The organism is Flavobacterium sp. 123, assembly GCF_003634825.1.
Lineage (GTDB): Bacteria > Bacteroidota > Bacteroidia > Flavobacteriales > Flavobacteriaceae > Flavobacterium.
Map to the genome: position 1 here is coordinate 1,692,184 of NZ_RBXD01000001.1, position 24,888 is coordinate 1,717,071.

A 24,888-nucleotide genomic window follows, 5' to 3' on the forward strand; every position below is an offset into this window, starting at 1 on the left:
GGATATGACACTTCATTTCAACAATAAATAATTTCAAGTGTTTTTTGTTATTATTTTTTAAATCAACTCTCTAAATAAGAAATTCAATGTTAAGAAAAATTAGTTATATAATTCAAATCAGTTTTTTTCTCTTGTTATTTTCTTGTAATTCAAATACTAAGGATCAACAGACTATTTCAATTGGATTTTCTCAAAGTATTGATGACGATATCTGGAGGACGTCGATGAATCATGCTATGGAGGTAGAAGCTTCACTTCATCCTGGAGTAAGTCTCAAGATATATAATGCTAATAGAAAAGCAACAACTCAGATTTCTGATGTAGAAAGGATGATTAATGATAAATATGATGTTATAATAATTTCTCCTTTTGAATCAGATTCTATAGTTCCAGTAATAGAGAAAGCCAAAGCTAGAGGTATTCCAGTAATCATTGTTGATAGAAAAGCCAACACTTCAAATTACACAGCATATCTTGGAGCAGATAATATTGAAGTAGGACGATTAGCTGGTAAACATATTGTTTCTAGTACAAAAGGACATGCTAATGTGATTGAAATTGTTGGAGATCCTAAGACTTCGCCAGGATTAGAAAGAAGTCTAGGGTTTAAACAAATAGTGAAACAATATCCTGGGATTAAAGTCTTTTCTATTTATTCAGATGATTATGGTCATCCTAAAATAGATTATGCAAAGTTATTGGACAGTTTGCCTAACATAGATTATGTATATTCGTTTAATGACTTGATAGCTTATAATGCATGGAAAATAGCTAAAAGTAAAGGAATAGAGAAAAAAATAAAGTTTATAGGAGTTGATGGTCTTAATGGGCCATTTGGAGGAATTCAATTAGTGAAAGATGGAGCTCTAGAGAGCACTATTTTATATCCTACAGGCGGTAGCGAGGCAATTAAACTGGCATTAAGGATATTGAATAATGAAATTGTTCCTAAAAATAACAAACTGAATACCATATTGATAGATTCTCTGAATGCAGATATAATGAGTAATCAATTTGATAAAATAACTATCCAGCAGTCGGATATTGAGCAACAACAAAATGTTATTAAAAATCAGGAAAGAAAATATTCTACTCAAAGTAATCTTTTAAAGCTCTTGATTTCTTTATTTGTCATTGTATTAAGCTTAGCAATATATAGTGTCTACTCAAGGATTATAATCAGTCGTAAGAAACAAGAATTAGAAGTAACAAATAAAAAAATTAAAAATCAAAAGAACGAAATTAAAAGGTTTTCTAATGAATTAAAGCAGAGTAATGAAGCAAGATTAAATTTTTTCACAGGCTTGTCACATGAATTTAAAACACCGTTAACACTGATTTTAAGTTCAGTTGAATCACTGGAAGCGGAATTTAAAAACAAAGGAATTTCTGTAACTAAAGAAATTAATTTGATGTATAATAATTCGAGAAGATTATTAAGATTGATAAATCAGTTGCTAGATTACAGAAAAATGGAGGATCATAAATTTACTTTAAGAGCATCCAAAACTAATTTGTTAGATTTCTCAAAGAATATTGTCTGTGATTTTGATAGGGAAGCAAAGAAAAAGAATATCGATTTTTCATTAACAACCACTAATCCTGAGTTAGAGGTGTATTTAGATCGTAATTTAATGGATAAAGTGTATTTTAATCTGTTATCCAATGCCTTCAAATTTACTCCTGAAAAAGGAAAAATTTCGATTATCATTAAAGAAGACAAGACTAATAATAGCGTTAAAATTCACTTTAAGGATTCAGGAATTGGAATTCCGGATAATGAATTGGGAGAGGTTTTTAATGCTTTTTATCAGGGTTCCAATAATTATAGAAACAGCTCCGGGATTGGGCTTCATTTATCTAAAAGTTTTGTTGAATTGCACAAAGGGAGTATAGAAATTCATTCAAAAAATGGTGCTGAATTCATAATTACATTACCATTAGGGATAACACATCTTGATGAAAAAGAGATAATAAAAGAACCTGTTTTGGATTTTGTTCATCAATCGGATTATTTAGATTCAGAGGTGATTCAAAAAGTAGAGCTCAAAAACGTCGAAGATAAATATTCCATTTTGTACATTGAGGACAATAAAGATCTTTTAGATTTTATTTCTGATAAATTTTCTACGGAGTATACTTTTTTCTCTTCTGATGGCACTGATGCCGTTGAGAAAGCTTTGGAGTTAATTCCAGATATTATTATTTGTGATTTGAATTTGCCGGAAATGAATGGTTTTCAAATTTGTGAAACGCTAAAGAAAGATTTAAGAACTTCTCACATTCCCACTATTATATTGACCGCTTCAGATGATCAGAATTCCTATTTAAAGGCTTTGGAGATTGGGGCTGATATATTTCTGAGCAAACCTTTTAATTTAAAAGTTTTAGCACAGTCTATAAAAGGATTGCTTTTTAATAGAGAAAAACTAAGGTATTATTATACGAACAATATTGTAAATATTGAGGAAGGTAGTTTTGGGATTTCTGAACAGGATTTCATTAAAAAATTAAACGATTTTATTGGGAAAAATTTGGAAAATTCATCATATACTGTTGAAGATTTAGCGCGTGATTTAACTGTTTCTCGCGTTCAATTGTACCGAAAAGTGAAAGCGATATTAGGAATCAGTATCAGTGATCATATCAATAATTTACGATTGGATAAATCAAAAGAACTACTAAAAAAGTCGAATCTTTCCATTTCAGAGATTGCCTATGCAGTGGGTTTCTCTTCGCCAAATTATTTTTCAACTTCTTTTAAAAATAAATTTGGAGTTACACCTAAAGAATATAAAAGTAAAAAGTAGATTGTTTTCTATGGAACTATTTTCTTTCTAATAAAAATAGCGTAACATAATTGTACTTTATGTAACATAAGAGCAACTTTAAAGAAGTGGTTCTTTAGTGTTTTTGCGTGTAATTGCCTTATATGTAGATGTTTATTCTTTTTTTTAATAATTTTTGAAGCATTGAATGAAAAAGAAACATCCTCGAGATAAAAGCTAAATTTTTACAAATATATTAGTAATTCAATTTAATATTTTTAATTGATTATAAATCACTTCTGTAAAAAAGTCAGAGAACGATTAATTATTATTTAATCAAATAATATGGAGGTTTTTCATTTCTTAATCAATCATTTTATAAAATCTTTTAATCTGAGGGTGTTGAATGTCTTTAGGATATTTGATAGTTCTCGTAAAACTAACAAAATATGAAAATAAATCTTAAGGTTTTATGTCTTCCACTTTGTGTTGCATTATTTTATAATTGCAGTAGCGATAATAAACCAGGAACTGAAAATCCGGTTGCCGAAACAACTGCGCCAGCTTGTCAGACGACATCTGAAACGGCAAATCAGTATAACACTTTTTATAAACCAACTACAGGTTGGGTAGGTGATCCTATGCCGTTTTATGAAAATGGGAAATTCCACATTTTTTATTTATTTGATGCCAGAAATACATTGCCCACTTTCCATCCTTGGTATAAAGTGATGACAACTGATTTTGCAACATTTACAGAGAATAGCGAAATGATTCCAACAGGAAATTCATCCGATCAGGATGGGGCATTAGGAACAGGATCAGTTTTTAAATTGAACGGAACTTATTATGCCTTTTATACGGGGCATAACGGAATTTTAGATCCTAAAGAAAAAATCATGTTGGCTACTTCTACAGATTTAAAAACTTGGACAAAGAACACATCATTTAAGTTACAGGCCTCTTGGGGATATGATCGTAACGAGTTTAGAGATCCGATTATTATAGAAGATAAAACTAGCGGAACCTATAAAATGTTGATTGCGACTCGCTCTGAAGTTGATTTGGTTTCGAATACTAATGTGCCGTGGCGTGCTGTCATTGCGCAATATAGTTCTACTAATTTAATTGATTGGACCTTAGAAAAACCATTTTATGAAGATACTTCTACATTTATAACTGAGTGTCCTGATGTGTTTACTATGGGAGAGTACCAATACTTGATTTATTCTAACATAGATGATCGTATGGTACATTATAAATACCGCGCTTTAACATCAACGAAGTGGATAACTCCAGAAAATACTAAGTTAGACGGTATTGCTTTTTATGCAGGAAGAACGGTTTTTGATGGTGTTAACCGATATTTATTAGGGTGGTGTCCTACTAAAAAAACAAATAGTGATTCAAATGTTTTTGATTGGGCTGGATCATTAGTGACTCACCGTCTGATCCAAAATCCCGATGGAACTTTTGGTGTCGCCATTCCGGATGGTGTTAATAATAAGTTTAATACAAATGATATCCTTACCTCAATAAGTAATTTTGGGATGACTAAGCAGAGTGAAAACTATGTGTTGAAATCTGATGGTACAAAGAAAGCATTTTCTTTATTTGATAGAAGGACTGGTGCGTTTAAAATTAAATCACATATTAAAGCTTTAACTTCTTCGAAATTTGGTTTTGAATTTGGTGCGTGTGGAACTCGAAACGAAGTATTTACTATTGTGTTTGATTTAATAAAGAATCAAGTGAGATTGGATAAAGTGATTAACAGTGGTAGTCCGTTAAATCTTACTCAATTGCCTTTGAAAGTTCCTGTGAATAAAGAGTTTGATGTCACGATTGTATCTGAGAACTCCGTATGTGTAATTTATATTAATGATGAAATAGCATTTACTAATCGTATTTATAAAATGAATCAAAATCCGTGGGCAGTTTTTGCTGACAATGGAGAGGTTGCTTTTACAGATTTGAAAATTTTCAAATAAACTTAGCAAGATATAAATAAATTAAGGTCATTTCAATGAATACCGTTTAAAAAACAGAATACTCATTTTATAGTTTTATACCCAAAGCCCATCAAATTTTTTGATGGGCTTTTTTAATGATTTGTTTTAACCCTGTTGTAAAATAGTTATGCCGATTGATTAATAAAATCATTCCGTTCGACTTACTAATATAGATAGTCTATGGAAAGTCTGTTTTAGTTTTATTCTCAGCCAAATTCAAAAATAAACGTTATTAAATGAACTATTAATTGATAATTAATTTATCAAAAGTCCTCGTAAAAAAACTTAATTTATCTCTAATAGAAGTAAACGCGATAAATTATCAAATAGAATTACTTATAAAAATACTTTTTTATAAATATTCGAAGTATCATCATTATAAATCATGTAACATAATTGTAACTACAACGAAATAGTTTGCGTTTTTTTTACGCTTAATGTGCTGAAATTAAACCATTTGAATGCGTTTTAATGTGATTATATGTAATTGTTACATATTCAAAATACTGACCCTTTTTTTACAAATATCTTAGCAATTGAATTTAATATTTTTAGATAATGAAAAAAATTGTTGTTTGGTCTTTGATTGCTTCACTTGCAGGATTTCTTTTTGGTTTTGACACAGTAGTTATATCTGGGGCTGATAAAAAGTTACAAGAACTTTGGAATTCATCGGATGCTTTTCATGGAACTGTAGTTATGGGAATGGCTTTATGGGGTACCGTTTTCGGCGCTATATTCGGAGGGATTCCAGCGAATAGAATAGGTAGAAAAAATACATTAATATGGATAGGAATATTATTTTTCTTTTCAGCTATTGGATCCGCTTTAGCAAATGATCCAATTGTTTTTGCCGTTTTTCGATTTGTTGGTGGTTTAGGAGTTGGGGCTTCCACAATTGCAGCGCCAGCATATATTTCCGAAATAGCTCCAGCAAAAGATAGAGGTAAATTAGTTGCTTTTTACCAATTCAATATTGTTTTAGGAATTCTTATTGCTTTTCTCTCTAATTATTTATTAAGAAATATAGGTGAGAATTCTTGGAGATGGATGATGGGCGTACAGGCAATACCATCTTTTATTTATACCCTGTTTATTTTTACAATTCCTAAAAGTCCGAGATGGTTATTGTCTAAATCCAGAAATGAGGAAGCTAAAAAAGTTTTAGCCTTAATGGGTCAAGAAACTGACTTTGAAGCAATGAAAAGAGAGATTGAACTGGATAATAATAATGCGGCTATTACACATGATACTATTTTTTTTAAAAAATACCGTACCCCTTTAATCTTAGCTTTTTTGATTGCTTTTTTTAATCAATTGTCAGGAATTAATGCATTGTTATATTATTCACCAAGAATTTTTCAAGAAGCGGGATTAGGAGAAAGTACCGCCTTATTAAGCAGTATAGGAATTGGAGCTATAAATCTAGTTTTTACTTTGATTGGTGTTTTCTTAATTGATAGGTTGGGAAGAAAAATTTTAATGTATATCGGTTCGGTAGGTTATATTATTTCCCTGAGCCTTGTAGCAATGGCTTTCTTTTTTAAATGGCAGGGAATTGCAGTGCCGATATTCTTGTTTTTGTTTATTGCATCTCATGCTATAGGACAAGGTGCTGTGATCTGGGTTTTTATTTCTGAAATTTTCCCAAATCATCTTAGGGCATCTGGTCAAGCTTTTGGCAGTACGACCCACTGGATTTTAGCCGCTATAATTCCATCGTTGATACCATTCTTGTTTTCTACTATAGGTCCTGGGATTGTGTTTTTGTTTTTTGCTGTGATGATGGTTTTTCAGCTTTTGTTTGTAATAATGTTAATGCCTGAAACCAAAGGGGTTTCTTTAGAAGAGTTAAGTAAAAAATTAATTAGATAATAGTTATGAAGATAATAATTAAAAAAGAATTTTTCAGGATTATGTGTTTCGTCATGGTTGCAGTAGTTTTAGTTGGATGTAAGCAATCTTTATTTGAAGAAAAGAAGAATTATACAGAATCAGAGTTATATAGACCAAATTTTCATTTTACTCCCAAAAAAGGCTGGATGAATGACCCTAATGGGATGTTTTATTACAATGGATATTACCACCTTTTTTATCAACACTTTCCAGATTCAAATGTATGGGGGCCTATGCATTGGGGACACGCTATCAGTACTGATCTTATAACTTGGACTGAAAAACCCATTGCACTTTATCCAGACGAAAAAGGGTATATTTTTTCAGGGAGTGCAGTTGTAGATATAAAAAACACTTCAGGATTTGGGAGTTTAAAAAACCCTCCTATGGTAGCAATGTTTACCTATCATGATATTAAAAAAGAAAAAGCGGGAGAGATTAATTTTCAGTCACAAGGAATAGCCTATTCATTAAATGAAGGGTTGACCTGGACGAAATATGAAGCGAATCCAATTATTAAAAATCCAGATATTAAAGATTTTAGAGACCCAAAAATGACTTGGGATGCCATTCATCAACAATGGATAATGGTACTGGCAGCAGGAGATAAAACGATGTTTTATGGTTCTAAAAATTTGAAGGACTGGTCACTGCTTTCGAATTTTGGGAAAGAGATTGGAGTTCATGGAGGTGTTTGGGAATGCCCGGATTTCTTTCCTATGCTGGTTGATGGGACTAATGATTACAAATGGGTTATGTTATCAAGTATTAATCCAGGAGGACCTAATGGTGGTTCAGCTACCCAATACTTTGTAGGTGATTTTGACGGTAAAAAATTCTCTATCGATGAAACTTTTTCAAAAGATGTAAAGCAACAAAAAGGGCTTTGGATTGACTATGGACGAGATAATTATGCGGGTGTTACTTGGGCTAATATTTCTGAGGTAGATGGTAGAAAATTATTTATTGGGTGGATGTCAAATTGGGATTATGCACAAAAAGTACCCACACAAACATGGAGAAGCAGTATGACTATACCTAGAGAATTAGTACTTGTTAATGATAACGGTCATTATATAGTTTCTTCTAAACCCGTAAAAGAATTACAAAATTATATTGCTAAAACTATTAAAAAAGAATCTCTTAAAATAGACAAAGAAACGATTTTGGTAGATAAAAAAGTAGTCGATTTATCAAAACTAGACATTCATTTTTCATTAAAGAATCTTAAAAAGGACGTATACACCTTTTCATTATCAAATGATGCTAAGAATACAATTCAATTTGGAATCAATAAAAAGGAGAATTACTTTTTTATCGATAGATCAAAATCCGGAAAATTAGCTTTTTCTAATCTTTTTGCAAAAAACATTTCAAAGGCTCCTTTTAAGGGGGACTTTGATAAAATGGATATAAGAATAATCGTTGATAAAACATCAATTGAAATTTTTTATAACAATGGAAAAACAGTTATGACTGAGATATTTTTCCCGGATAAACCTATGGAATATTTTTCAGTTTCTAAAGCTAATACGGAGTATACCATTGAAAACTTAATTATTAACCAACTAAATTTTAACTAAACTATCTAAATTATGAAACACAAAATTATTCTTTACCTAATCCTAATGGGGTCGTTTTTTTCTGTATCGGCTCAAAACATAGGCGTAAAAGGAGTGGTAACTTCTTCCGAGGACGGAATGTCTCTTCCCGGTGCGTCAGTATTGATTTCTGGGACAAAAACAGGAACATCTACGGATTTTGACGGTCAGTTTTCAATAAACAATGTAGACAAAAATGCTACTTTAATTTTTAGTTTTACGGGATATGAATCTCAGTCTGTTAAGCTAAATGGACAAACCAATTTAAAAATTGTATTGAAAGTAGAGTCTTTGAAACTGCAAGAGGTTGTTGTAACTGGTTATTCTAAAGAGAAAAAAGCTGATTTAACTGGTGCTGTTACCGTAGTAGAATTAAAACCTATTACTGGGCAAACTATGAGCTCGGGAAATGCTATGCAAGCTTTGCAAGGAAGAGTTGCTGGTTTGAATATAGAGAAGTCAGGAGATCCAAGTGGAGCAAATAGCAGAATATTAATTAGAGGGGTAAGTACACTTGGTAATACAGATCCATTGTATGTTATCGATGGGGTTCCTACAACAAGACCTGAGGTTTTTGCTAGTTTGAGTCCAAGTGCTATTGCATCTATTCAAGTTTTAAAAGATGCATCGGCTTCTTCTATTTATGGTTCTAGGGCTGCCAATGGGGTAATCATTGTTACTACTAAAAATGCTGCAAAAGGCGGTGTAACTAAAGTATCGTATAGTACAAACGTTTCTGTTCTTTCTGAGAAAAAACAACGCTACAAAATGCTAAACGCTTTGGATAGAGGAAAAGTGTTATGGCAAGCCTCTGTTAACGATGGAGCTAGTCCGTCTGGTGGATATGGAGAAATCTATGATTTTGATTGGAATAACGACTTCAGTAATCCAGTATTAAACAGCGTGAGTGTAAAGCCTTATGTAGGAGGAGATACTAATGTTCCTGTAGGGGATACTGATTGGCAAAATACTGTATACAAAACAGGGCTTCTTATTAATAATGATTTATCTGTATCTGGAGGATCTGATAAAGCAAATGCGGTATTAAATATGGGATATTTAGATAATTCCGGGATGTTGAAATATACTAATTATGAGAGATATTCTGCAAGACTTAATGCCAATTTCAAGTTATTTAATGATAAAGTAAGATTTGGTGTGAATTCTCAATTTACACAATCAAACGAAAAAAATGCTGCAAATGACGTTGGAGGTGCTCCAACACCAGGTTTAGCAATAACTCTTGCACCAACGATTCCAGTTTACACTGCGTCTGGTGAATATGCTGGTCCATTAGGATCTGGTTATTCAGATAGAAATAACCCACTATTAATGCAATATTTGAACAGATGGGATAATAGCAAAAAAATAGCTTTGTACGGTAATGTTTTTACTGAAATTGACATTTTGAAAGGATTAACCTTTAGAAATAGTATTGGCGTTGATTTTAATGATTTCAGCAGAAAAGACATTGAGCCAATTGTAAAAAATGGATTTGTTAATAGAGGTAATAATAGTTTAGCTTTTGACACCAATAAATATTCTAGTTTAACAATTTCAAATACTTTAAATTATAATCTTAAAATTTCTGAACATAAATTTGGAATCCTTGTAGGTACTGAATCAACTAAAACGGATTTGAATACATTGTATGCACGTGCAGAGGGATTTGCTGTTGAATCAGAATCTTATTTTACACTATCTGCAGCTACTGGAGCTAGAACGAATAATGGTATTTCAACTGGTAGTAGACTACTTTCTCAGTTTGGTAAATTTAATTATTCCTTTTCTGACCGATATTTAGCTTCATTCACTATTCGTAGAGATGGGTCATCAAGATTTGGTCAAGACAATAGATATGGTATTTTTCCAGCTGTTACTGCAGGATGGAGGATAAATAATGAAGAATTTCTTAAAAATGTAACAGCTGTTTCAAACTTGAAGCTACGTGCTGGTTATGGAGAAGTAGGAAATCAATCTATTGGAGATAATGCTCGTTTTGGATTATATGAAGCTAGATATGGACCAAATCAAAATGTTTATTATCCGGATTTTTTCAATATTTATTATAACGTAGGTACTGCATATGATTTAAATGGGGCTAATACTGGAAATTTACCTTCTGGATTTGTATCCATTCAAGCTGCGAATTCAGGGTTAAAATGGGAAACTACCAAAGAGGTTAACGTAGGTTTGGATTTTGGTTTTTTCGGAGATAAATTGTCAGGTTCATTTGATTATTTCTCAAGAAAGACAGTAGGAATTTTGATTAAACCACCAGTTGCATCTACTGTTGGAGAAGGACAGCAACGTTTTGTAAATGGTGCTTCAACTGCAAATAAAGGTTGGGAACTTACAGTAGGATATGCAGATAAATTAGAAAACGGATTTTCTTATAATGTTACCACAAATTTTGGCGCAACCAAGAATAAAATTACTGATTTGCCCGAAGTGGTAAGAGCAGCTTATCCAGGAACTGCAGCTAATTCAATAATTGGTCATTCACAATACGAAGTTTTTGGATATAAAACAGACGGCTTATTCCAAAGTCAGGTTGAAATTAATGAATCTCCAACTCAAGTAGGTTCTCGATTAGGAGGTATTAAGTTTGTTGATATCAATGGTGATGGTGTTATAAATTCAGATGACAGAACTTTTATTGGTTCAACACTTCCAAAATTAGAATACGGTATTAATATTAGTTTAGCGTATAAAAATATTGATTTTTCTGTTTTTGGTTCTGGTGTAGCTGGAAGAGTTGGGGTTGATCCTTATGTTTTTTGGAATAATTTTGTTCAAGGAAGAGATAATGCAGGGCCAGGAACATTGAATGCTTGGACACCAACAAATACAAATACTGAGGTGCCTTCTGTTTCATTAGCACACAATGACTCACAGATGTCAGATTATATCTTAAGAAATAATTCATATTTCAAACTCAGAAATATGCAAATTGGATATTCATTATCGGATAAGTTAGTTGAAAAATCGGGATTCATTACTAGTTGCAGAGTATATGCACAAGGAGAAAATTTATTTTGGTTTACGCCAAAAGGATATATTGGTTCCGATCCAGAACGAACAGATGTTAATAGAATACCAGTACCAACTACATTCTCATTAGGTGTAAACTTTAATTTTTAATTAATTATCATGAAGAAATATAATAATATAGTTACCATTTGCTTGTCAATTTTATTCTTGACATCATGTAGCTCGGATTTTTTAGAATATGAACCAACAGGAGTATTGTCGTCTGAAAATGTGGCGACAGCTGCAAATGCGGAAGCACTTGTAAGTGCAGCCTATGCTGCAATTGGGAATGACGAAATGGTAGGTCCAATAACGAATCAATGGGTTTATGGAAGTGTTCGATCTGATGATGCTTATAAAGGCGGAGGTGGTCGTGGCGATGTTGATGTAATTGACCGTTACGAACAATACAATACGACTATTGCAGATTATGGAGATTGGATGTTGCCAAGAACTTGGACAAATCATTATAAAGCTATTTCTAGAGCTAATTTTGCATTGTCGGTTATTAATGCAATTCCAGATGCGGATTACCCATTAAAAAAAGTAAGACAAGCAGAATTACGTTTTTTAAGAGCCCATTCTCATTTTATGCTAAAGTTGTTGTTTAATAAAGTTCCTTATATCACAGAAGACCTTACACAGGAAGAAATATTAAAAACGTCAAATGATTTGTCAAGTGATGCTTTATGGGACAAAATTGCCGAGGATTTTAAATTTGCCTATGATAATTTACCACAATCTCAGGAGCAGGTGGGTAGAGCAAATAAAAACGCCGCAGCTGCTTATCTTGCTAAATTAAATTTATATCAGGCATATAAGCAAAATGATGCACATCAAGTAACAAGTATTGATGCAGCAAAATTACAGGAAGTTATAGATTATGCTGATAAAGTTACTGGTACTTTAGAGGGAGATTTTGGAAATAATTTTTTAGATGGTCATGACAATGGTCCAGAATCTATTTGGGCTGTACAATTCTCTATAAATGATGGTACTAATACTGGAAGAGTAAGTTTTGTTACAGGGTTAAATTCTCCTCACGGAACTCCTCTTTATGGATGTTGTGGTTTTCACTTGGCTAGCCAAAATATGGTAAATGCATTTAGAACTGATGCTAATGGCTTACCATTATTAGATACTTTCAATGATTCAGATATTTTTAATACCATTACTGATGGGGTTGCTCCACTAGCGTCTGGAGTTACTTTAGACCCAAGAATTGACCATACTGTTGGTATTCCAGGAAGACCATTTAAATATAAAAACACTTTAAAAACTTCTGGAGATATGGTTTACAATTTCAGTTGGGCTAGAGATCCAGGTGTTTATGGGTATTTTGGTAATATGAAAGAGCAACAATCTCCAGACTGTTCTTGCTACGTGAAAAATGGACCATTTATAGGTACTTCTAAAAATGTTGATTTTATAAGATATGCAGATGTGTTATTATTTAAAGCAGAAGCATTAATTCAATTAAACAGATATGCTGAAGCATTACCTTTAATTAATCAAGTTAGAGCAAGAGCTGCTGCGAGTAAAGAAATGCCGTTGGCAGCAGGAGCTTCAGATGTTTATAAAATTGCTCAATATCCTTCTTTTCCTTCAAAAGACTATGCATTGAAAGCATTAATGTTTGAAAGACGATTGGAGTTTGGTATGGAAGGACCTAGATTCTTTGATCTTGTAAGATGGGGAATAGCTGAGCCGGTATTGAATGCTTACCTAAATGTTGAGAAAACTAAAAGGGATTTTCTTTCTAATGCACATTTTACTGCAGGAAGAGATGAATATTATCCAATACCTCAAAGAGAAATTGATTTTACAGGAGGATTATATATTCAAAATCCTGGATATTAATTGAAAGGATTATAGTTTTTGAGTTAGTTTGGTAATTCCAGAAGAAATTAATTAAAACGGTTTCTTCTGGATATCAAAAGAAGTTATGAAATTGAAAATAAAATTAAATTTTTATCTCAGTTCTTCTGTTAAGACTTTTTATTAGGGTAAGCAGTTGTCAAGCAAATGATGATTTACTAACTATAAAATAACAACTAAAATAAGAAAATCATGATTAAAATTATTAAAAGAATATCGATGTTTTTAGTGTTCGGCTGTTTATTAGCACTAACTTCATCCTGTGAAGATATAGAATGGGGCGGAATAACGCCAACTATTGCTCAAAAAGTAAGCGGATTAAGTGTTGCTTTAAATGGTGACGATGCTGTTTTAACTTGGACTAATCCATCAAATGTAAGTAGCATAGTTGTAATTCATAACGATGGTGTTGCAAACATTGAAGGTGCGGCAACAACATTTAGCTATGGTATTATTGATGTAAACAAAGATTATACATTTACCGTAAAAACAAAAGATGCTGATGGTAATCTTTCTTTAGGTGAAACTGTTAGTTTACGCAGGGTAGGTCCAGAAGCTGTTCGCAACTTTAAGGTTGAACAAGATGGTAGGAACCTTATTCTTACATGGGATCTCATAGAAACCGGTTTGCAAAGTATAAAGCTCCAAATTAATGATGAAGTAGTAAATTTATCTGGAAATGTCACATCTTATACTGTAAGTGATGTAGCTGCTGGAAATTATACTTTTAAGATTAACACTTTTAATACTGCTAATGTCATTTCACCTTCTAGAATTATTGAAAAAATTGTGAATTATAATATTAGAAGAATTGCATTTTTAGGTGCTGCTGCAGAAAATACACCTGCCGCATGGAATGCTTGTAATGGAGGAGATTTTACAGTAGATGACGATGAAACGGCTGCGGCATGGTTTCCAAATATAGCAGGACCATTAACAGAAGTTAGTTATCATTCGTTTACTGATGTAGCAAATGGTGAAGTAGATTTAAGTGTTTATGATGCCATTTGGATTCAGTTCGATGGAGGCTGGTGGGGAGACAGAGTAGCCCAATTCCCTAAAAATGGCGCTAACTGTATAATTGGTGAGGGACCTGCAGATGGACCTGCGTGTTCAGATTTAGCCGATAATTTAATTAATAAAGTTAAAACCTATTATCAAGCAGGTGGAAATATACTTGTAAGTAATTTCGCTGTATTCATTTTAGATGATATTGGTGTAGTGGATGGCAATGGTGTTCCTAATCAAGCGTGGGGAGGTATAGGATATGAGGATTGGGCAACAGGTGGTGCTTGGGGTGGTAGTTGGACAGCAGATACTTCTAGTCCATACTTTGCTGGTGTATCTTCAAGTACAGGTGGTTGTATTGGTGCAAATTTTGAGACTTTAGCCGCTGGTACTCTAAAAAAGAATAGAGTTGCTCAATATAATATGGATTTTGGTCCATGGAAAGCCGCAACATTGAATGAAACCAGGTCAAATTTTGAAGCTACTGTAGGTGGTAATATTCTTTGGGGTAACTGTGATGGTAACGAAGTTTGGGGTGTAGAATGGCCTTCAAAAGGAACAACTGGTACTGTAGTTTGTGCTATAGGCGGTACTTGGGACTGGGAAGTTGGAGGTGCGTCTAATGGTAATAACATGAAGATAATTACTAAAAATATTTTAACCCATTTAGCAGATTTAGGTCTTTCAAACTAATAACATATTTAATGGCAGTGTATTAGAATACACTGCCATTGTTAAAATTATTTAGTAGTGATATTTTTAATAAAAAGAAAAAATCACTCATGAAATAAAGTTATAAAAGATAAGTTACTAATGACGTCGTCATAATTAGTGCTATTGGTGAAGGTGAACTTAAGTGAAACCTTAACAGCTAATGATAAATAGATTTGTTTATCACGATAAAAAAATTATTATAAAACTAAGATAATAGTATTTCTAATAACACGATTGCGTGTTTTAATAATGTGTTTAATAAATTTGTTTAAGTAGTGTTTTTAAATTAAATTGAGGATAGACTTTTGTTTGTCCTCAATTTTTAAATTTTTGGTGTAATGGAAAAAAAATATAGTTTAAGTGCAGTTTGTTTTGGAGAAGTCTTATGGGATATTTTCCCAACGCATAAAAAAATTGGTGGAGCGCCATTGAATGTGTCTTTGCGTATGAATTCTATAGGGGTAAATACGACTATGATAAGCCGCATTGGCGACGATGATAATGGGAAAGATATTTTGTCATTTTTAAACGATCAAGCGGTAGCTACTGATTTGATTCAAATTACTGGTGAATATAAAACAGGTGCTGTTCAAGTAATGATTAATGAAAAAGGGAATGCTTCTTATGATATTTTATATCCATCTGCTTGGGATAAGATTATAGAAACTGAAATGATGGATAAAGCAGTTGCTGAAGCGGATGCTTTTGTTTTTGGAAGTTTAGCTTGTAGAGATGAGGTTACTAGAGCCACTTTGAACAAACTTTTAGAAAAAGCAAATTATAAAATTTTCGATGTAAATTTAAGAGCTCCGTATTATACGATTGATGTATTAAATGAACTTATGTTGAAGGCTGATTTTATTAAATTAAATGATGAAGAATTACGTGAAATAAGCAGAGAATTAGGTTCTACCTATAATTCTTTTGAGCAAAATATCAAATTCTTAGCAGAAAAGACAAATACTAAGCAAGTTTGTGTTACTAAGGGTGAATTTGGAGCTGTTCTGTATAGTAACGATAAGTTTTATTATAATAGTGGTTATTTTATAAAAGTAGTTGATACAGTTGGTGCAGGGGATTCTTTTTTAGCTTCATTAATAGTAAAATTACTAAGAGGGAAATCACCTCAAAAAGCATTAAATTATGCCTGTGCAATAGGAGCTTTAGTAGCTGGGCACGAAGGAGCTAATCCACAGATTTCTGAAAAGGTAATTAGGGATTATATGAAAATTGAAAAAAAATATAATAATATATAGTTTGATTTTTGTGTTTGGCATCTCCCCTTTTTTATTTACCACAAACGCTTTCAAACAAAAAATCCCATTTAGTCTTTACCAAATGGGATTTTTTTATGTTTAAAAAAGAAGTATTAAACGTTCTTTAAATTGATAATTTCTTGTTCCGTTAAAAAACGCCAGTTTCCTCTAGGAAGATTCTTTTTAGTCAATCCTGCAAAAGATACGCGGTCAATTCTCAAAACATTATAATCAAAATGCTCAAAAATAGAACGAACCACTTTTACATTAGCTGATCTTAATTTAAGACCAATCTCGCTCTTCGCTTCATTCTCAATGTAACTCACATCTTCAACAAAAACACGGTGGCCATCAAGAACCAAGCCTTTATTTATTTTTTCTAAATCTTCAAATTTCAGATTTTTGTCTAATGAAACCTGGTAAATTTTAGAAGATTTTTGGCTTGGTAAAGTAAATTTACGAAGCATATCAGTATCATTCGTAAACAACAATAAACCAGTAGTATTCTTGTCCATTCTTCCTACAGGAGCAATTTTTGCATTAGTAGAACCACGAACTAATTCCAGAACATTACGAAATTCTTGACCTTCATCAAGAGCCGTTGTAAAGTTTTTAGGTTTATTAAGTAAGATGTATTCTTTTTTCTCAGGAGTTAAAACAGCACCGTCAAAATTCACGATATCGCCTGGTTTTACCATATATCCCATTTCAGTAACAGGAACATTATTCACCTTTACATTACCAGATTGGATATAAATATCTGCATCACGACGGGAACATACACCTGAATTAGAAATGTATTTATTCAAACGAATTTCGTCCGCTACCTTTGGTCTTTTTGGAGCTTGATTCGGTTTTTTCTCTACTTTATTAGCAGCCGCTTCAGCAACTTTTGGATTTATTTTTACTTTTTTTGGCCCTTGTGCCCTTTTTTGCATCGCAGGTTTTGGCTTGTTAGAACTTGGTCTAGAACTTGTTGGTCTAGCGCCACTTCTCTTATTATTGCCTTCCTTATTATTCATAATATTCTATAATTTGTGCAAAGATAGTATTTATATCATTGAGAAACGATTTTCGACAATCAGAAAAAGCTAAAGAGTTAATTAATAGCAATTAAGGAGCTGTTTCCTGCTATCCGCTATATCTTTACAGCCGAACCCCGGCTATAAAGGATGCCGCTACTATCAGGGCTAGTGGTAGTAATAGGAAATTAGTAAATCAGCATCAACAATCTTTTACCATGCCACAGCACTGCTGGATTGATAAGCACAATGCAAAACACACCAGAAACAATCAAAAATTTCAACACATTGTGAAGCAATACGTATTGTTCCTTGCTGTTGGATTTCCATAAATAGCTTAAAAAGAAAATCAAAATAATAAAGCAACAATAAAAATAAATATCCATATAACCCACATCGTATATTTCGATTAAAATATAAACAGGAATAATCGTTAAAATACTCAAAGTGGTGATAGTAGTTTTCGAAATAGTCGCGCCATACACAATAGGAATGGTTTTGTAATCATTCGCTAAATCGCCTTTTAAGTTCTCTAAATCCTTAATCATTTCCCGAATCAGCAATAATAAAAACAAGAAAGAAGCATGGGCAAAAATAACCGCAAATTGTCCTTTGTAATTCTCAATTTCTTCAAAAGGAATTTTAAAATAAAAATACAATAAGATGGCAAAAAAAGGAAGGACAGCCAGAAAAGCCGAAGTCAAATTGCCAATAATGGGGTATTTTTTTATTTTATGCGAATAGAACCAAATCAAAAAAATATAAACCGAAAAGAATAAAAAAGCCCGCCAAGAAATGTATAACGCCATCAAAGCAACAATAAAGTTTAAGGAAAAATAAACATTCAATTTTGTTTTCTGGCTGACTAATCTATCGAGCATAGATTTGTTTGGGCGATTGATTAGATCTTTTCTGCTGTCATAAAAATTATTGATAATATAACCCGAAGCAATCGTCAATGCCGAAGCAAAAACCAAGATAAATAAGTTGAAATCCAGTAAAATACTAAGCGCTCTTTTCTCGGGAGCCAATATAAATATTGCCGAAAGGTATTGAGCCAAAATGATAATAGGAATATTGTACCCTCTAACCACAGAGAACAAACTGATAATTTTCATCAACAAGAGTTTGTGCTGTCTGCTTAACATTTCAGAAGTTTATTTTTTAGATTTAGAAGCCTTTTAGAATTGATAAACCACTTCTAGTTTGTAATCTTTCAAGGATGTTTTAGCACGTTCTAAATCTTCGGTAAAACCAAGAATATAACCACCTCCGCCTGAACCACATAATTTCAAATAGTAGTCATTTGTATCAATTCCTTTTTGCCAAATACCATGAAATTGTTCTGGTATCATTGGTTTGAAATTACTCAAGACCACTTTAGATAATTTTTTGGTGTTCAGGAACAATGATTTCATATCACCACCCAAAAAGTTTTCTACGCAAGCATCGGTATGTTTTACAAATTGGGTTTTTAACATAGTACGGAATCCTTTGTCTTTTAGGTTTTCCATAAATATATTAACCATCGGAGCGGTTTCACCTACAATGCCGGAGTCTAACAAAAATACAGCGCCTTTTCCGTCAAAACTTTGTGTAGGAATACCGGTAGCTTCGATATTGTCTTTTGAATTAATCAAAATAGGAATACTCAAATAGCTGTTTAAAGGATCTAATCCAGAACTTTTTCCGTGAAAAAAGCTTTCCATTTGAGAAAATATAGTTTTAAGTTTTAGTAATTTTTCACGAGTCAAATTCTCTAAAACGGTAATTTTATGTTGTGCATATTTATCATAAATAGCGGCTACTAATGCGCCACTACTGCCTACACCATATCCTTGTGGAATACTGGAGTCAAAAAACATTCCTGAGGCAACATCATTTTTTAAAGCGGTAATGTCAAAAGTAACTAAGTCAGGTTGCTCGTTTTGCAGGTTTTCTAAATACACCACAAAGCGTTTCAAATGCCCATTAGATTCAATCGCTTCTGGAGAAGGATTTTCTTCTCTTTTTAGCGCACCATTGTAAAAATTATATGGAATGGAAAGCCCTTTTGAGTCTTGGATAATTCCGTATTCTCCAAAGAGTAATATTTTTGAATAAAATAAAGGTCCTTTCATAATTGAAATGAGGTGTTAATAGTAGCTTTGACTTTATGAACTAAAGATATGAAAAATTTAGTTTCGAATTGCGCCAATTCCAATTTCGTCACAAATGTACTGACCATTTTGACAATAGCCAACTAATTCGTCCTTAATAAATTGCAATACTTTTTCTTGGCTGCTTTTTGGATACAAAACATGCACATTTGCTCCAGCATCTAGAGTGAAACAAACTGGTGTTTTGGTTTCATTTCGGAACTTCCAAATGGCATTAATAATCTGCAAGGTGTTGGGTTTCATTAATATAAAATACGGCATCGAAGTCATCATCATCGCATGCAATGTCAGTGCTTCACTTTCAACCACTTTTATAAATTCCTCTAAGTTTCCGCTTTCAAAAATAGGAATAAGTGTATCTAAATTTTCGTGTGCTTGCGCAAATCGCCTTTCGGCAAAAGGATGGTTGTGCATCAAATCATGACCCACAGTACTCGAAACTTGTTTTTCGCCTTTGTCAACAAGCAAAATAGTATCTTGAAACTGCTTGAAATTATCATGAATAGCATACGGATATTCTACTCCAAACAAATCAGAACTTCCTTCAATATTAGCTTGATTTCCCCAAACAACAACACTTCCTTTTACACTTCTACAAGCACTTCCAGAACCTAAACGAGCCAAAAGTGATGCTTTTTGATAAAAATAATCGTCAGTCATTGCTGGATTTAAAGCTTTTTCTACACTCATTAAATTCATTGCCAAAGCGGCCATTCCCGAAGCAGAAGATGCTATTCCAGAACTATGCGGAAAAGTATTTTCAGTGTCAATCGTGAAATGATAGTCTTTCAAAAACGGCATATAGATTTCAATGCGTTCTAGAAATTTCTGAATTTTTGGTTTGAATTCTTCTTTCGGTTTTCCTTCAAAAAGTAAATCAAATGAAAAATTTCCTGTATTTATTTTTTTGGCGAAAGCCAATTTAGTTATCGTTTTACAAGTATTCAAGGTAAAACTCACCGAAGGATTTGCAGGAATCTGATTGTCTTTTTTGCCCCAATATTTTACAAGTGCAATATTGCTGGGTGCGCTCCATTGAAAATTTCCGCTTTCTATGGTTTGAGAATATTTTGATGGAATAAAATCGGTTGCTGCAATCATAAATAATAAAATTTTTGCAAAGATACCTTTTTTGATTTATTTGTTAATTCGTTTAGTTGGTTAATCGGCGAAAATATTTCCTAAATTTGGGCAAATAACCATATAAGTAATTTAAGTCTATCAAAGGCTTTATTTAACATCAATAATCTTTTTTAAACCATTTAGGAATTAAGGTTCATTAAGGAATAGTATCTTTTTTTTAATTTATTGATGGCTAGAATTGGAAAGTTTATAAAAGAATTAATAAACTTATATTTTCTTAAATTACTTATATGGTTTTAAAAAAAATCTTCTATTTTAAAAAAAATAAAAATGAATAAAATCACCAGAATAATTCTTGTCGTTGTTGTGTGTCTTTCTATTGGTTATATGTCGGGTGTAGTTACTCGTTCTGCAATAACTACTTGGTATCCTACTTTAGTAAAACCAAGTTTTAATCCGCCAAATTGGGTTTTTGCACCTGTTTGGACTTTGCTTTATCTTATGATGGGCGTGGCTGCAGGATTGGTTTGGGATAAAATAAATCTGGATAAAGAGATCGTAAAAAAAGCTTTGTTTTTCTTTGCGATTCAACTGGCGCTAAATGCGTTGTGGTCGTATTTATTTTTTGGATTGCACAACCCGATGTTAGCGGGTCTTGAAATCATTATTTTATGGTTAATGATTTATGAAACACAGATTCAGTTTGCTAAAATCAATACTATAGCGGGTTATTTATTAGTGCCGTATCTGGCTTGGGTAAGTTTTGCAGCGGTTTTGAATGGGAGTATTTGGTGGTTGAATAGATAGTTTTATGCAATAGCATTCGCAACAATAAATCCACTAGTCCAAGCATTTTGGAAATTAAATCCGCCAGTAATAGCATCGATATTCATAATTTCTCCAGCAAAATAAAGGTTTTCATGCAGCTTACTTTCCATAGTTTTGAAATTTATTTCCTTTAAATCAATTCCGCCTGCGGTTACAAATTCTTCTTTGAAGGTACTTTTTCCGTTGACCTGAAAAGTGCCGTTTGTCAATTGATTGGCTAGATTTTGCAATTGAATTTTAGATAAATCTGCCCATTTGGTTTCAGCTTCAATTCCAGAGGCAAGCACCAAACTTTCCCACAAACGATTTGGAAAGTCAAAGGGAGACTTTTTAGAAACTGCTTTTTTAGCATGTTCCAGTTTTAAGTCTTTTAATAATTTTTCGGCATCTTCTTTATCAAGATCATTCAGCCAATTCACATAAATAGTAAACTGATAATTTTTGTCGTGCAAAATGCGAGCGCCCCAGGCTGATAATTTCAAAATTGCCGGTCCACTCATTCCCCAATGTGTAATTAATAAAGGACCAGTTGAACTGAGTTTGGTATCTTTTACTTTTACGGCTACTTGTGCTGCAACTCCTGGTAATTCTTTTATTCGGGAATCTTTGATGTTAAAGGTAAATAGGGAAGGGACAGGCGTTACGATGGCGTGTCCAAAAGTTTGTAACATTTCCCAAATTTTCGGATTACTTCCAGTCGCTAGAATTAATTTTTCGGCTACATAATTGTTGTTTTGGGTTTCAATTTTCCAGAAATTTTCTCCCGAAACTTCTGGATTGAAAATGGATTGTACACTTTGTCCCGTTAGGATTTCGATTCCTAGTTTGTGACTTGCTTGCAAAAAGCAATCAATAATAGTTTGTGATGAATTCGATTCTGGAAACATGCGTCCGTCTTCTTCAATCTTCAATGCAACGCCATGGTTGCTGAACCATTCAATTGTATCGCCAGAGCAAAATTGATGAAAAGGACCACGCAATTCTTTTTCCCCACGAGGATAAAATTTAACCAATTCGTTGGGTTCAAAACAAGCATGAGTTACATTACAACGACCACCGCCTGAAACACGAACTTTGCTCAATACTTCTGCACCGCGTTCTAAAATAGCTACTTTTAATTTTGGATTTTTCTCCACAATATTAATTGCTGTAAAAAATCCTGCAGCACCTCCGCCAACTATTATAATGTCAAAATTCTGGTTCATATTCTATCAGGGAAATCTGTTATGATTGCGTTTACGTTGAATGATTTTATTTTCTGGATAGCTGCTGTTTCGTTTATTGTCCAAGGAATAACGTGTAATCCGAGTGCTTGTATTTGAGCAGAATTCTCTTTGGTTAACAAATGAAAATCAGGATGAATAGCTGTTGCTTTTACCAATATGGCGAAAGAAATAGCCAGTTCTAAATTTTTTTCTGTCAAAACTCCAATCGGGATATTTTGATTCAAAAGCCGAATTTCTTCTAAAGCATTCCAATCAAAACTGGAAATTAAAAAATCAGTATAGTTCCAATTTTGTTCTAAAATATAGTTCTCAATTAGGTGAACAACCGGTTTTGCAGTCTGGTTTCCTTTGAGTTCAATATTGATAAAACAGCGTTTGTTAACTAGATCAAAAACTTCTTTCAGCGTTGGAATTTCATATTCTTTTTCTATTCGGACTGTTTTTAATTCGTGTAAAGATAAGGCATTTACTAAGCCTTTTCCATCGGTGGTTCGGTCTATTGTTTCGTCATGAATAACAATAATTTCACCATCTGAAGTTAAATGCACATCAAGTTCTATCCCGTCAACACCCATTTCTATTGCTTTTTGAAACGAAATTAAGGTGTTTTCAGGAGCATAGCCTTTGGCGCCACGATGTCCAATTTTGAGCATTTTTCTTTTTTTGGTAAAGATAATCATAAAAAAAATGCCTTTATTTCTAAAGGCATTTAGATCAAAAATATTTTTTATTTAGTTCTTTAATTCTAATAAGACGAAAGTAAATTCAGAATCAACAGTAACTTTTCCATTGGTAACAACTACTTCTTTTCCAGAATAGGTGTCCCTTAGTTTTGTTCCATTGCTGAAAATAGAATCTACAGCAAGTTCTTTTTTACCTGTTGGCAAATCCAACCCAATGATTACTTTATCAATAAAACCATTTTTTGAATAGCTTCTGCTGAAGGTATAAGGTTGATTAGAGATTTCGCTATGAAAACCAGCTCCAATAGCGGGATGGTTTCTTCTGAATTGCCCTAATTTTTGCCAATGCAATAGTATTTTTTGTGTTTCTGGATTTGATTTAATAGCATCCCAGTTCATAAATGAACGTAAAGTAGCATCGCCTTGAGTTCCTTCAATGACTAAAGAACGCGCAGATTCATCACCATAATATACTTGAGAAATTCCTGGCGAAAGCAATAATTTCGTTCCGCTTTCAATGCTTTTAACACGTTTTGCATCAAAAGGTCCTCCATCATCATGAGAAGATAAATAGTTCAAAACACTAAATCCTTTTAATTCATTATTCAGTTTTGAAGAATATTTAGAGAAAATGGATTCGTAATCTTTTTGAGCATCCCATTTAAATTCAAAATTGATCATGTTATTGAATCCGTTCTCATAATAGTTTACTTTTCTGTCTCCAAAATCAAACCATTGTCCGGTACTAATACCATAATTATAAACTTCGGCAATAGTGTAAAAAGGATTATTGTCTAATACTTTAGATGGATTGTTCTTTTTCCAAGTTGCAAAAGCATAATCGCATTGTGTTTTAAAATCACCCCAAACACCTTCTTCCGTATGTTTTACTGTATCTGCTCTATAGCCATCAATTCCAAATTCGCTAATGTAATCTGTTAACCATTTTATGATGTAGTATTTAGGTGTTCTTGGGTAAGCTGTTCTTTTGAAAAAAGCGTCTAATGATGCCATTTCAGAATCATATCGGCCTTCTGATTTCCATTTTTCAGCTAAAAAAGTTGGAATTTCAACTTCCTGAGTGCTTTCTGTTTTTATATCTGGAAGGTTTTTTACCAAAGTACAAATCGTGGTATTTTCGAAATTATTGTAAGTGCAAGTAGGTCCAGTTCGAACCCAATCATTTGGCCAAACAGTATCCATTTCAGTAACCGGTCCTGTGTGATTGATGACACCGTCAAGCATGATTCTGATTCCTTTTGCATGCGCTTTTTCAACTAATTCAGCCAAATCTTTTTTAGTTCCAAAATTAGGATCTAAAGCAGACCAATCTCTAGCCCAATAGCCGTGAAAACCATAACTTAAACCAGTTCCTTCATCAACACCATCGTGAATTTGTTCCACAATTGGCGTAAGCCAAATTACATTGATTCCTAATTGCTCAAAATAACCATCATCGATTTTTTGAATGATTCCTTTGATGTCTCCTCCTTCAAAACCACGAAGTTTTCCCGTTGTTTTGTTTCTATTAAAATTAATGTCTTTAGAAGGATCTCCATTGTTAAAGCGATCCGTCATCAAGAAATATAAATTTGCTCCTTCCCATATAAAAGGGGCTTTATTCGTTTCTTTCATACTTATATTTTTAGTTGATGAACAACTGGATAATACTATTGATAGTGAAATCAATGTGTAAAGAAGGTTTTTTCTCATCGCGGTTC

General features: G+C 32.9%; 16 protein-coding genes. 9 read left to right on the forward strand and 7 right to left on the reverse strand.

What is annotated here, in order from left to right; all coding sequences use genetic code 11:
- Window positions 1-86: 86 nt before the first annotated feature.
- The 8 genes from C8C88_RS07410 (at window position 87) to C8C88_RS07445 (ending at window position 16,166) form a co-directional block, all read left to right on the forward strand.
- Window positions 87-2,810 (forward strand): substrate-binding domain-containing protein, encoded by a 2,724-nt coding sequence (locus C8C88_RS07410; protein ID WP_121337496.1) that lies wholly within the window; start codon window positions 87-89, stop codon window positions 2,808-2,810.
- A 407-nt stretch (window positions 2,811-3,217) separates the two neighbouring features.
- A complete protein-coding gene (locus C8C88_RS07415) occupies window positions 3,218-4,759 on the forward strand; it encodes a glycoside hydrolase family 32 protein (RefSeq protein ID WP_121337497.1) in 1,542 nt (513 codons plus the stop codon).
- Window positions 4,760-5,338: 579 nt separating this feature from the next.
- Window positions 5,339-6,655 (forward strand): sugar porter family MFS transporter, encoded by a 1,317-nt coding sequence (locus C8C88_RS07420; RefSeq protein WP_121337498.1) that lies wholly within the window; start codon window positions 5,339-5,341, stop codon window positions 6,653-6,655.
- A gap of 5 nt (window positions 6,656-6,660) precedes the next feature.
- Window positions 6,661-8,259 carry a glycoside hydrolase family 32 protein gene (locus C8C88_RS07425; protein WP_121337499.1) on the forward strand — a complete coding sequence of 533 codons (1,599 nt, stop codon included), beginning with the start codon at window positions 6,661-6,663 and terminating at the stop codon, window positions 8,257-8,259.
- A gap of 12 nt (window positions 8,260-8,271) precedes the next feature.
- Window positions 8,272-11,421 (forward strand): TonB-dependent receptor, encoded by a 3,150-nt coding sequence (locus C8C88_RS07430; protein ID WP_121337500.1) that lies wholly within the window; start codon window positions 8,272-8,274, stop codon window positions 11,419-11,421.
- A gap of 9 nt (window positions 11,422-11,430) precedes the next feature.
- Window positions 11,431-13,170 (forward strand): RagB/SusD family nutrient uptake outer membrane protein, encoded by a 1,740-nt coding sequence (locus tag C8C88_RS07435; RefSeq protein WP_121337501.1) that lies wholly within the window; start codon window positions 11,431-11,433, stop codon window positions 13,168-13,170.
- Window positions 13,171-13,380: 210 nt separating this feature from the next.
- Entirely contained in the window at window positions 13,381-14,889 is a 1,509-nt protein-coding gene (locus C8C88_RS07440) for a DUF4960 domain-containing protein (protein ID WP_121337502.1), read from the forward strand.
- Window positions 14,890-15,248: 359 nt separating this feature from the next.
- A complete protein-coding gene (locus C8C88_RS07445; RefSeq protein ID WP_121337503.1) occupies window positions 15,249-16,166 on the forward strand; it encodes a carbohydrate kinase family protein in 918 nt (305 codons plus the stop codon).
- 113 nt (window positions 16,167-16,279) lie between these two features.
- Here the strand turns inward: C8C88_RS07445 and C8C88_RS07450 are convergent, their stop codons facing one another.
- The 4 genes from C8C88_RS07450 to C8C88_RS07465 all read right to left on the reverse strand — a co-directional run bounded on the left by C8C88_RS07450 (window position 16,280) and on the right by C8C88_RS07465 (window position 20,448).
- Window positions 16,280-17,188 (reverse strand): pseudouridine synthase, encoded by a 909-nt coding sequence (locus C8C88_RS07450; protein WP_121337504.1) that lies wholly within the window; start codon window positions 17,186-17,188, stop codon window positions 16,280-16,282.
- Between the two features lie 188 nt (window positions 17,189-17,376).
- The gene (locus C8C88_RS07455) at window positions 17,377-18,336 is read right to left on the reverse strand and encodes a geranylgeranylglycerol-phosphate geranylgeranyltransferase (RefSeq protein ID WP_121337505.1); all 960 of its coding nucleotides are present in this window, start codon (window positions 18,334-18,336) and stop codon (window positions 17,377-17,379) included.
- Between the two features lie 33 nt (window positions 18,337-18,369).
- Entirely contained in the window at window positions 18,370-19,308 is a 939-nt protein-coding gene (locus tag C8C88_RS07460) for a mevalonate kinase (protein WP_121337506.1), read from the reverse strand.
- 57 nt (window positions 19,309-19,365) lie between these two features.
- A complete protein-coding gene (locus tag C8C88_RS07465; RefSeq protein WP_121337507.1) occupies window positions 19,366-20,448 on the reverse strand; it encodes a diphosphomevalonate/mevalonate 3,5-bisphosphate decarboxylase family protein in 1,083 nt (360 codons plus the stop codon).
- Window positions 20,449-20,760: 312 nt separating this feature from the next.
- Between C8C88_RS07465 and C8C88_RS07470 the strand changes: the two genes are divergently transcribed.
- The gene (locus tag C8C88_RS07470) at window positions 20,761-21,237 is read left to right on the forward strand and encodes a TspO/MBR family protein (RefSeq protein WP_121337508.1); all 477 of its coding nucleotides are present in this window, start codon (window positions 20,761-20,763) and stop codon (window positions 21,235-21,237) included.
- Window positions 21,238-21,239: 2 nt separating this feature from the next.
- On the opposite strand, the gene C8C88_RS07475 is transcribed toward C8C88_RS07470, so the two are convergent.
- From C8C88_RS07475 to C8C88_RS07485, 3 genes are all read right to left on the reverse strand, one after another.
- Window positions 21,240-22,463: an NAD(P)/FAD-dependent oxidoreductase gene (locus C8C88_RS07475; protein WP_121337509.1), complete on the reverse strand. Its 1,224-nt coding sequence runs from the start codon at window positions 22,461-22,463 to the stop codon at window positions 21,240-21,242.
- Window positions 22,460-23,137, reverse strand: coding sequence for a glycerophosphodiester phosphodiesterase family protein (locus C8C88_RS07480; protein ID WP_121338605.1), 678 nt, complete (start codon window positions 23,135-23,137; stop codon window positions 22,460-22,462). The genes C8C88_RS07475 and C8C88_RS07480 overlap by 4 nt, the downstream gene beginning before the upstream one ends.
- 78 nt (window positions 23,138-23,215) lie before the next feature.
- The gene (locus C8C88_RS07485) at window positions 23,216-24,802 is read right to left on the reverse strand and encodes an alpha-amylase family glycosyl hydrolase (protein WP_370453793.1); all 1,587 of its coding nucleotides are present in this window, start codon (window positions 24,800-24,802) and stop codon (window positions 23,216-23,218) included.
- Between the last annotated feature and the right edge of the window lie 86 nt (window positions 24,803-24,888).

Excerpts from the sequence above, each read along its gene's own strand:
- C8C88_RS07410 (WP_121337496.1), top strand. The coding sequence starts at position 87 with ATGTTAAGAAAAATTAGTTATATAATTCAAATCAGTTTTTTTCTCTTG.
- C8C88_RS07415 (WP_121337497.1), top strand. The coding sequence starts at position 3,218 with ATGAAAATAAATCTTAAGGTTTTATGTCTTCCACTTTGTGTTGCATTA.
- C8C88_RS07420 (WP_121337498.1), top strand. The coding sequence starts at position 5,339 with ATGAAAAAAATTGTTGTTTGGTCTTTGATTGCTTCACTTGCAGGATTT.
- C8C88_RS07425 (WP_121337499.1), top strand. The coding sequence starts at position 6,661 with ATGAAGATAATAATTAAAAAAGAATTTTTCAGGATTATGTGTTTCGTC.
- C8C88_RS07430 (WP_121337500.1), top strand. The coding sequence starts at position 8,272 with ATGAAACACAAAATTATTCTTTACCTAATCCTAATGGGGTCGTTTTTT.
- C8C88_RS07435 (WP_121337501.1), top strand. The coding sequence starts at position 11,431 with ATGAAGAAATATAATAATATAGTTACCATTTGCTTGTCAATTTTATTC.
- C8C88_RS07440 (WP_121337502.1), top strand. The coding sequence starts at position 13,381 with ATGATTAAAATTATTAAAAGAATATCGATGTTTTTAGTGTTCGGCTGT.
- C8C88_RS07445 (WP_121337503.1), top strand. The coding sequence starts at position 15,249 with ATGGAAAAAAAATATAGTTTAAGTGCAGTTTGTTTTGGAGAAGTCTTA.
- C8C88_RS07450 (WP_121337504.1), bottom strand. The coding sequence starts at position 17,188 with ATGAATAATAAGGAAGGCAATAATAAGAGAAGTGGCGCTAGACCAACA.
- C8C88_RS07455 (WP_121337505.1), bottom strand. The coding sequence starts at position 18,336 with ATGTTAAGCAGACAGCACAAACTCTTGTTGATGAAAATTATCAGTTTG.
- C8C88_RS07460 (WP_121337506.1), bottom strand. The coding sequence starts at position 19,308 with ATGAAAGGACCTTTATTTTATTCAAAAATATTACTCTTTGGAGAATAC.
- C8C88_RS07465 (WP_121337507.1), bottom strand. The coding sequence starts at position 20,448 with ATGATTGCAGCAACCGATTTTATTCCATCAAAATATTCTCAAACCATA.
- C8C88_RS07470 (WP_121337508.1), top strand. The coding sequence starts at position 20,761 with ATGAATAAAATCACCAGAATAATTCTTGTCGTTGTTGTGTGTCTTTCT.
- C8C88_RS07475 (WP_121337509.1), bottom strand. The coding sequence starts at position 22,463 with ATGAACCAGAATTTTGACATTATAATAGTTGGCGGAGGTGCTGCAGGA.
- C8C88_RS07480 (WP_121338605.1), bottom strand. The coding sequence starts at position 23,137 with ATGCTCAAAATTGGACATCGTGGCGCCAAAGGCTATGCTCCTGAAAAC.
- C8C88_RS07485 (WP_370453793.1), bottom strand. The coding sequence starts at position 24,802 with ATGAAAGAAACGAATAAAGCCCCTTTTATATGGGAAGGAGCAAATTTA.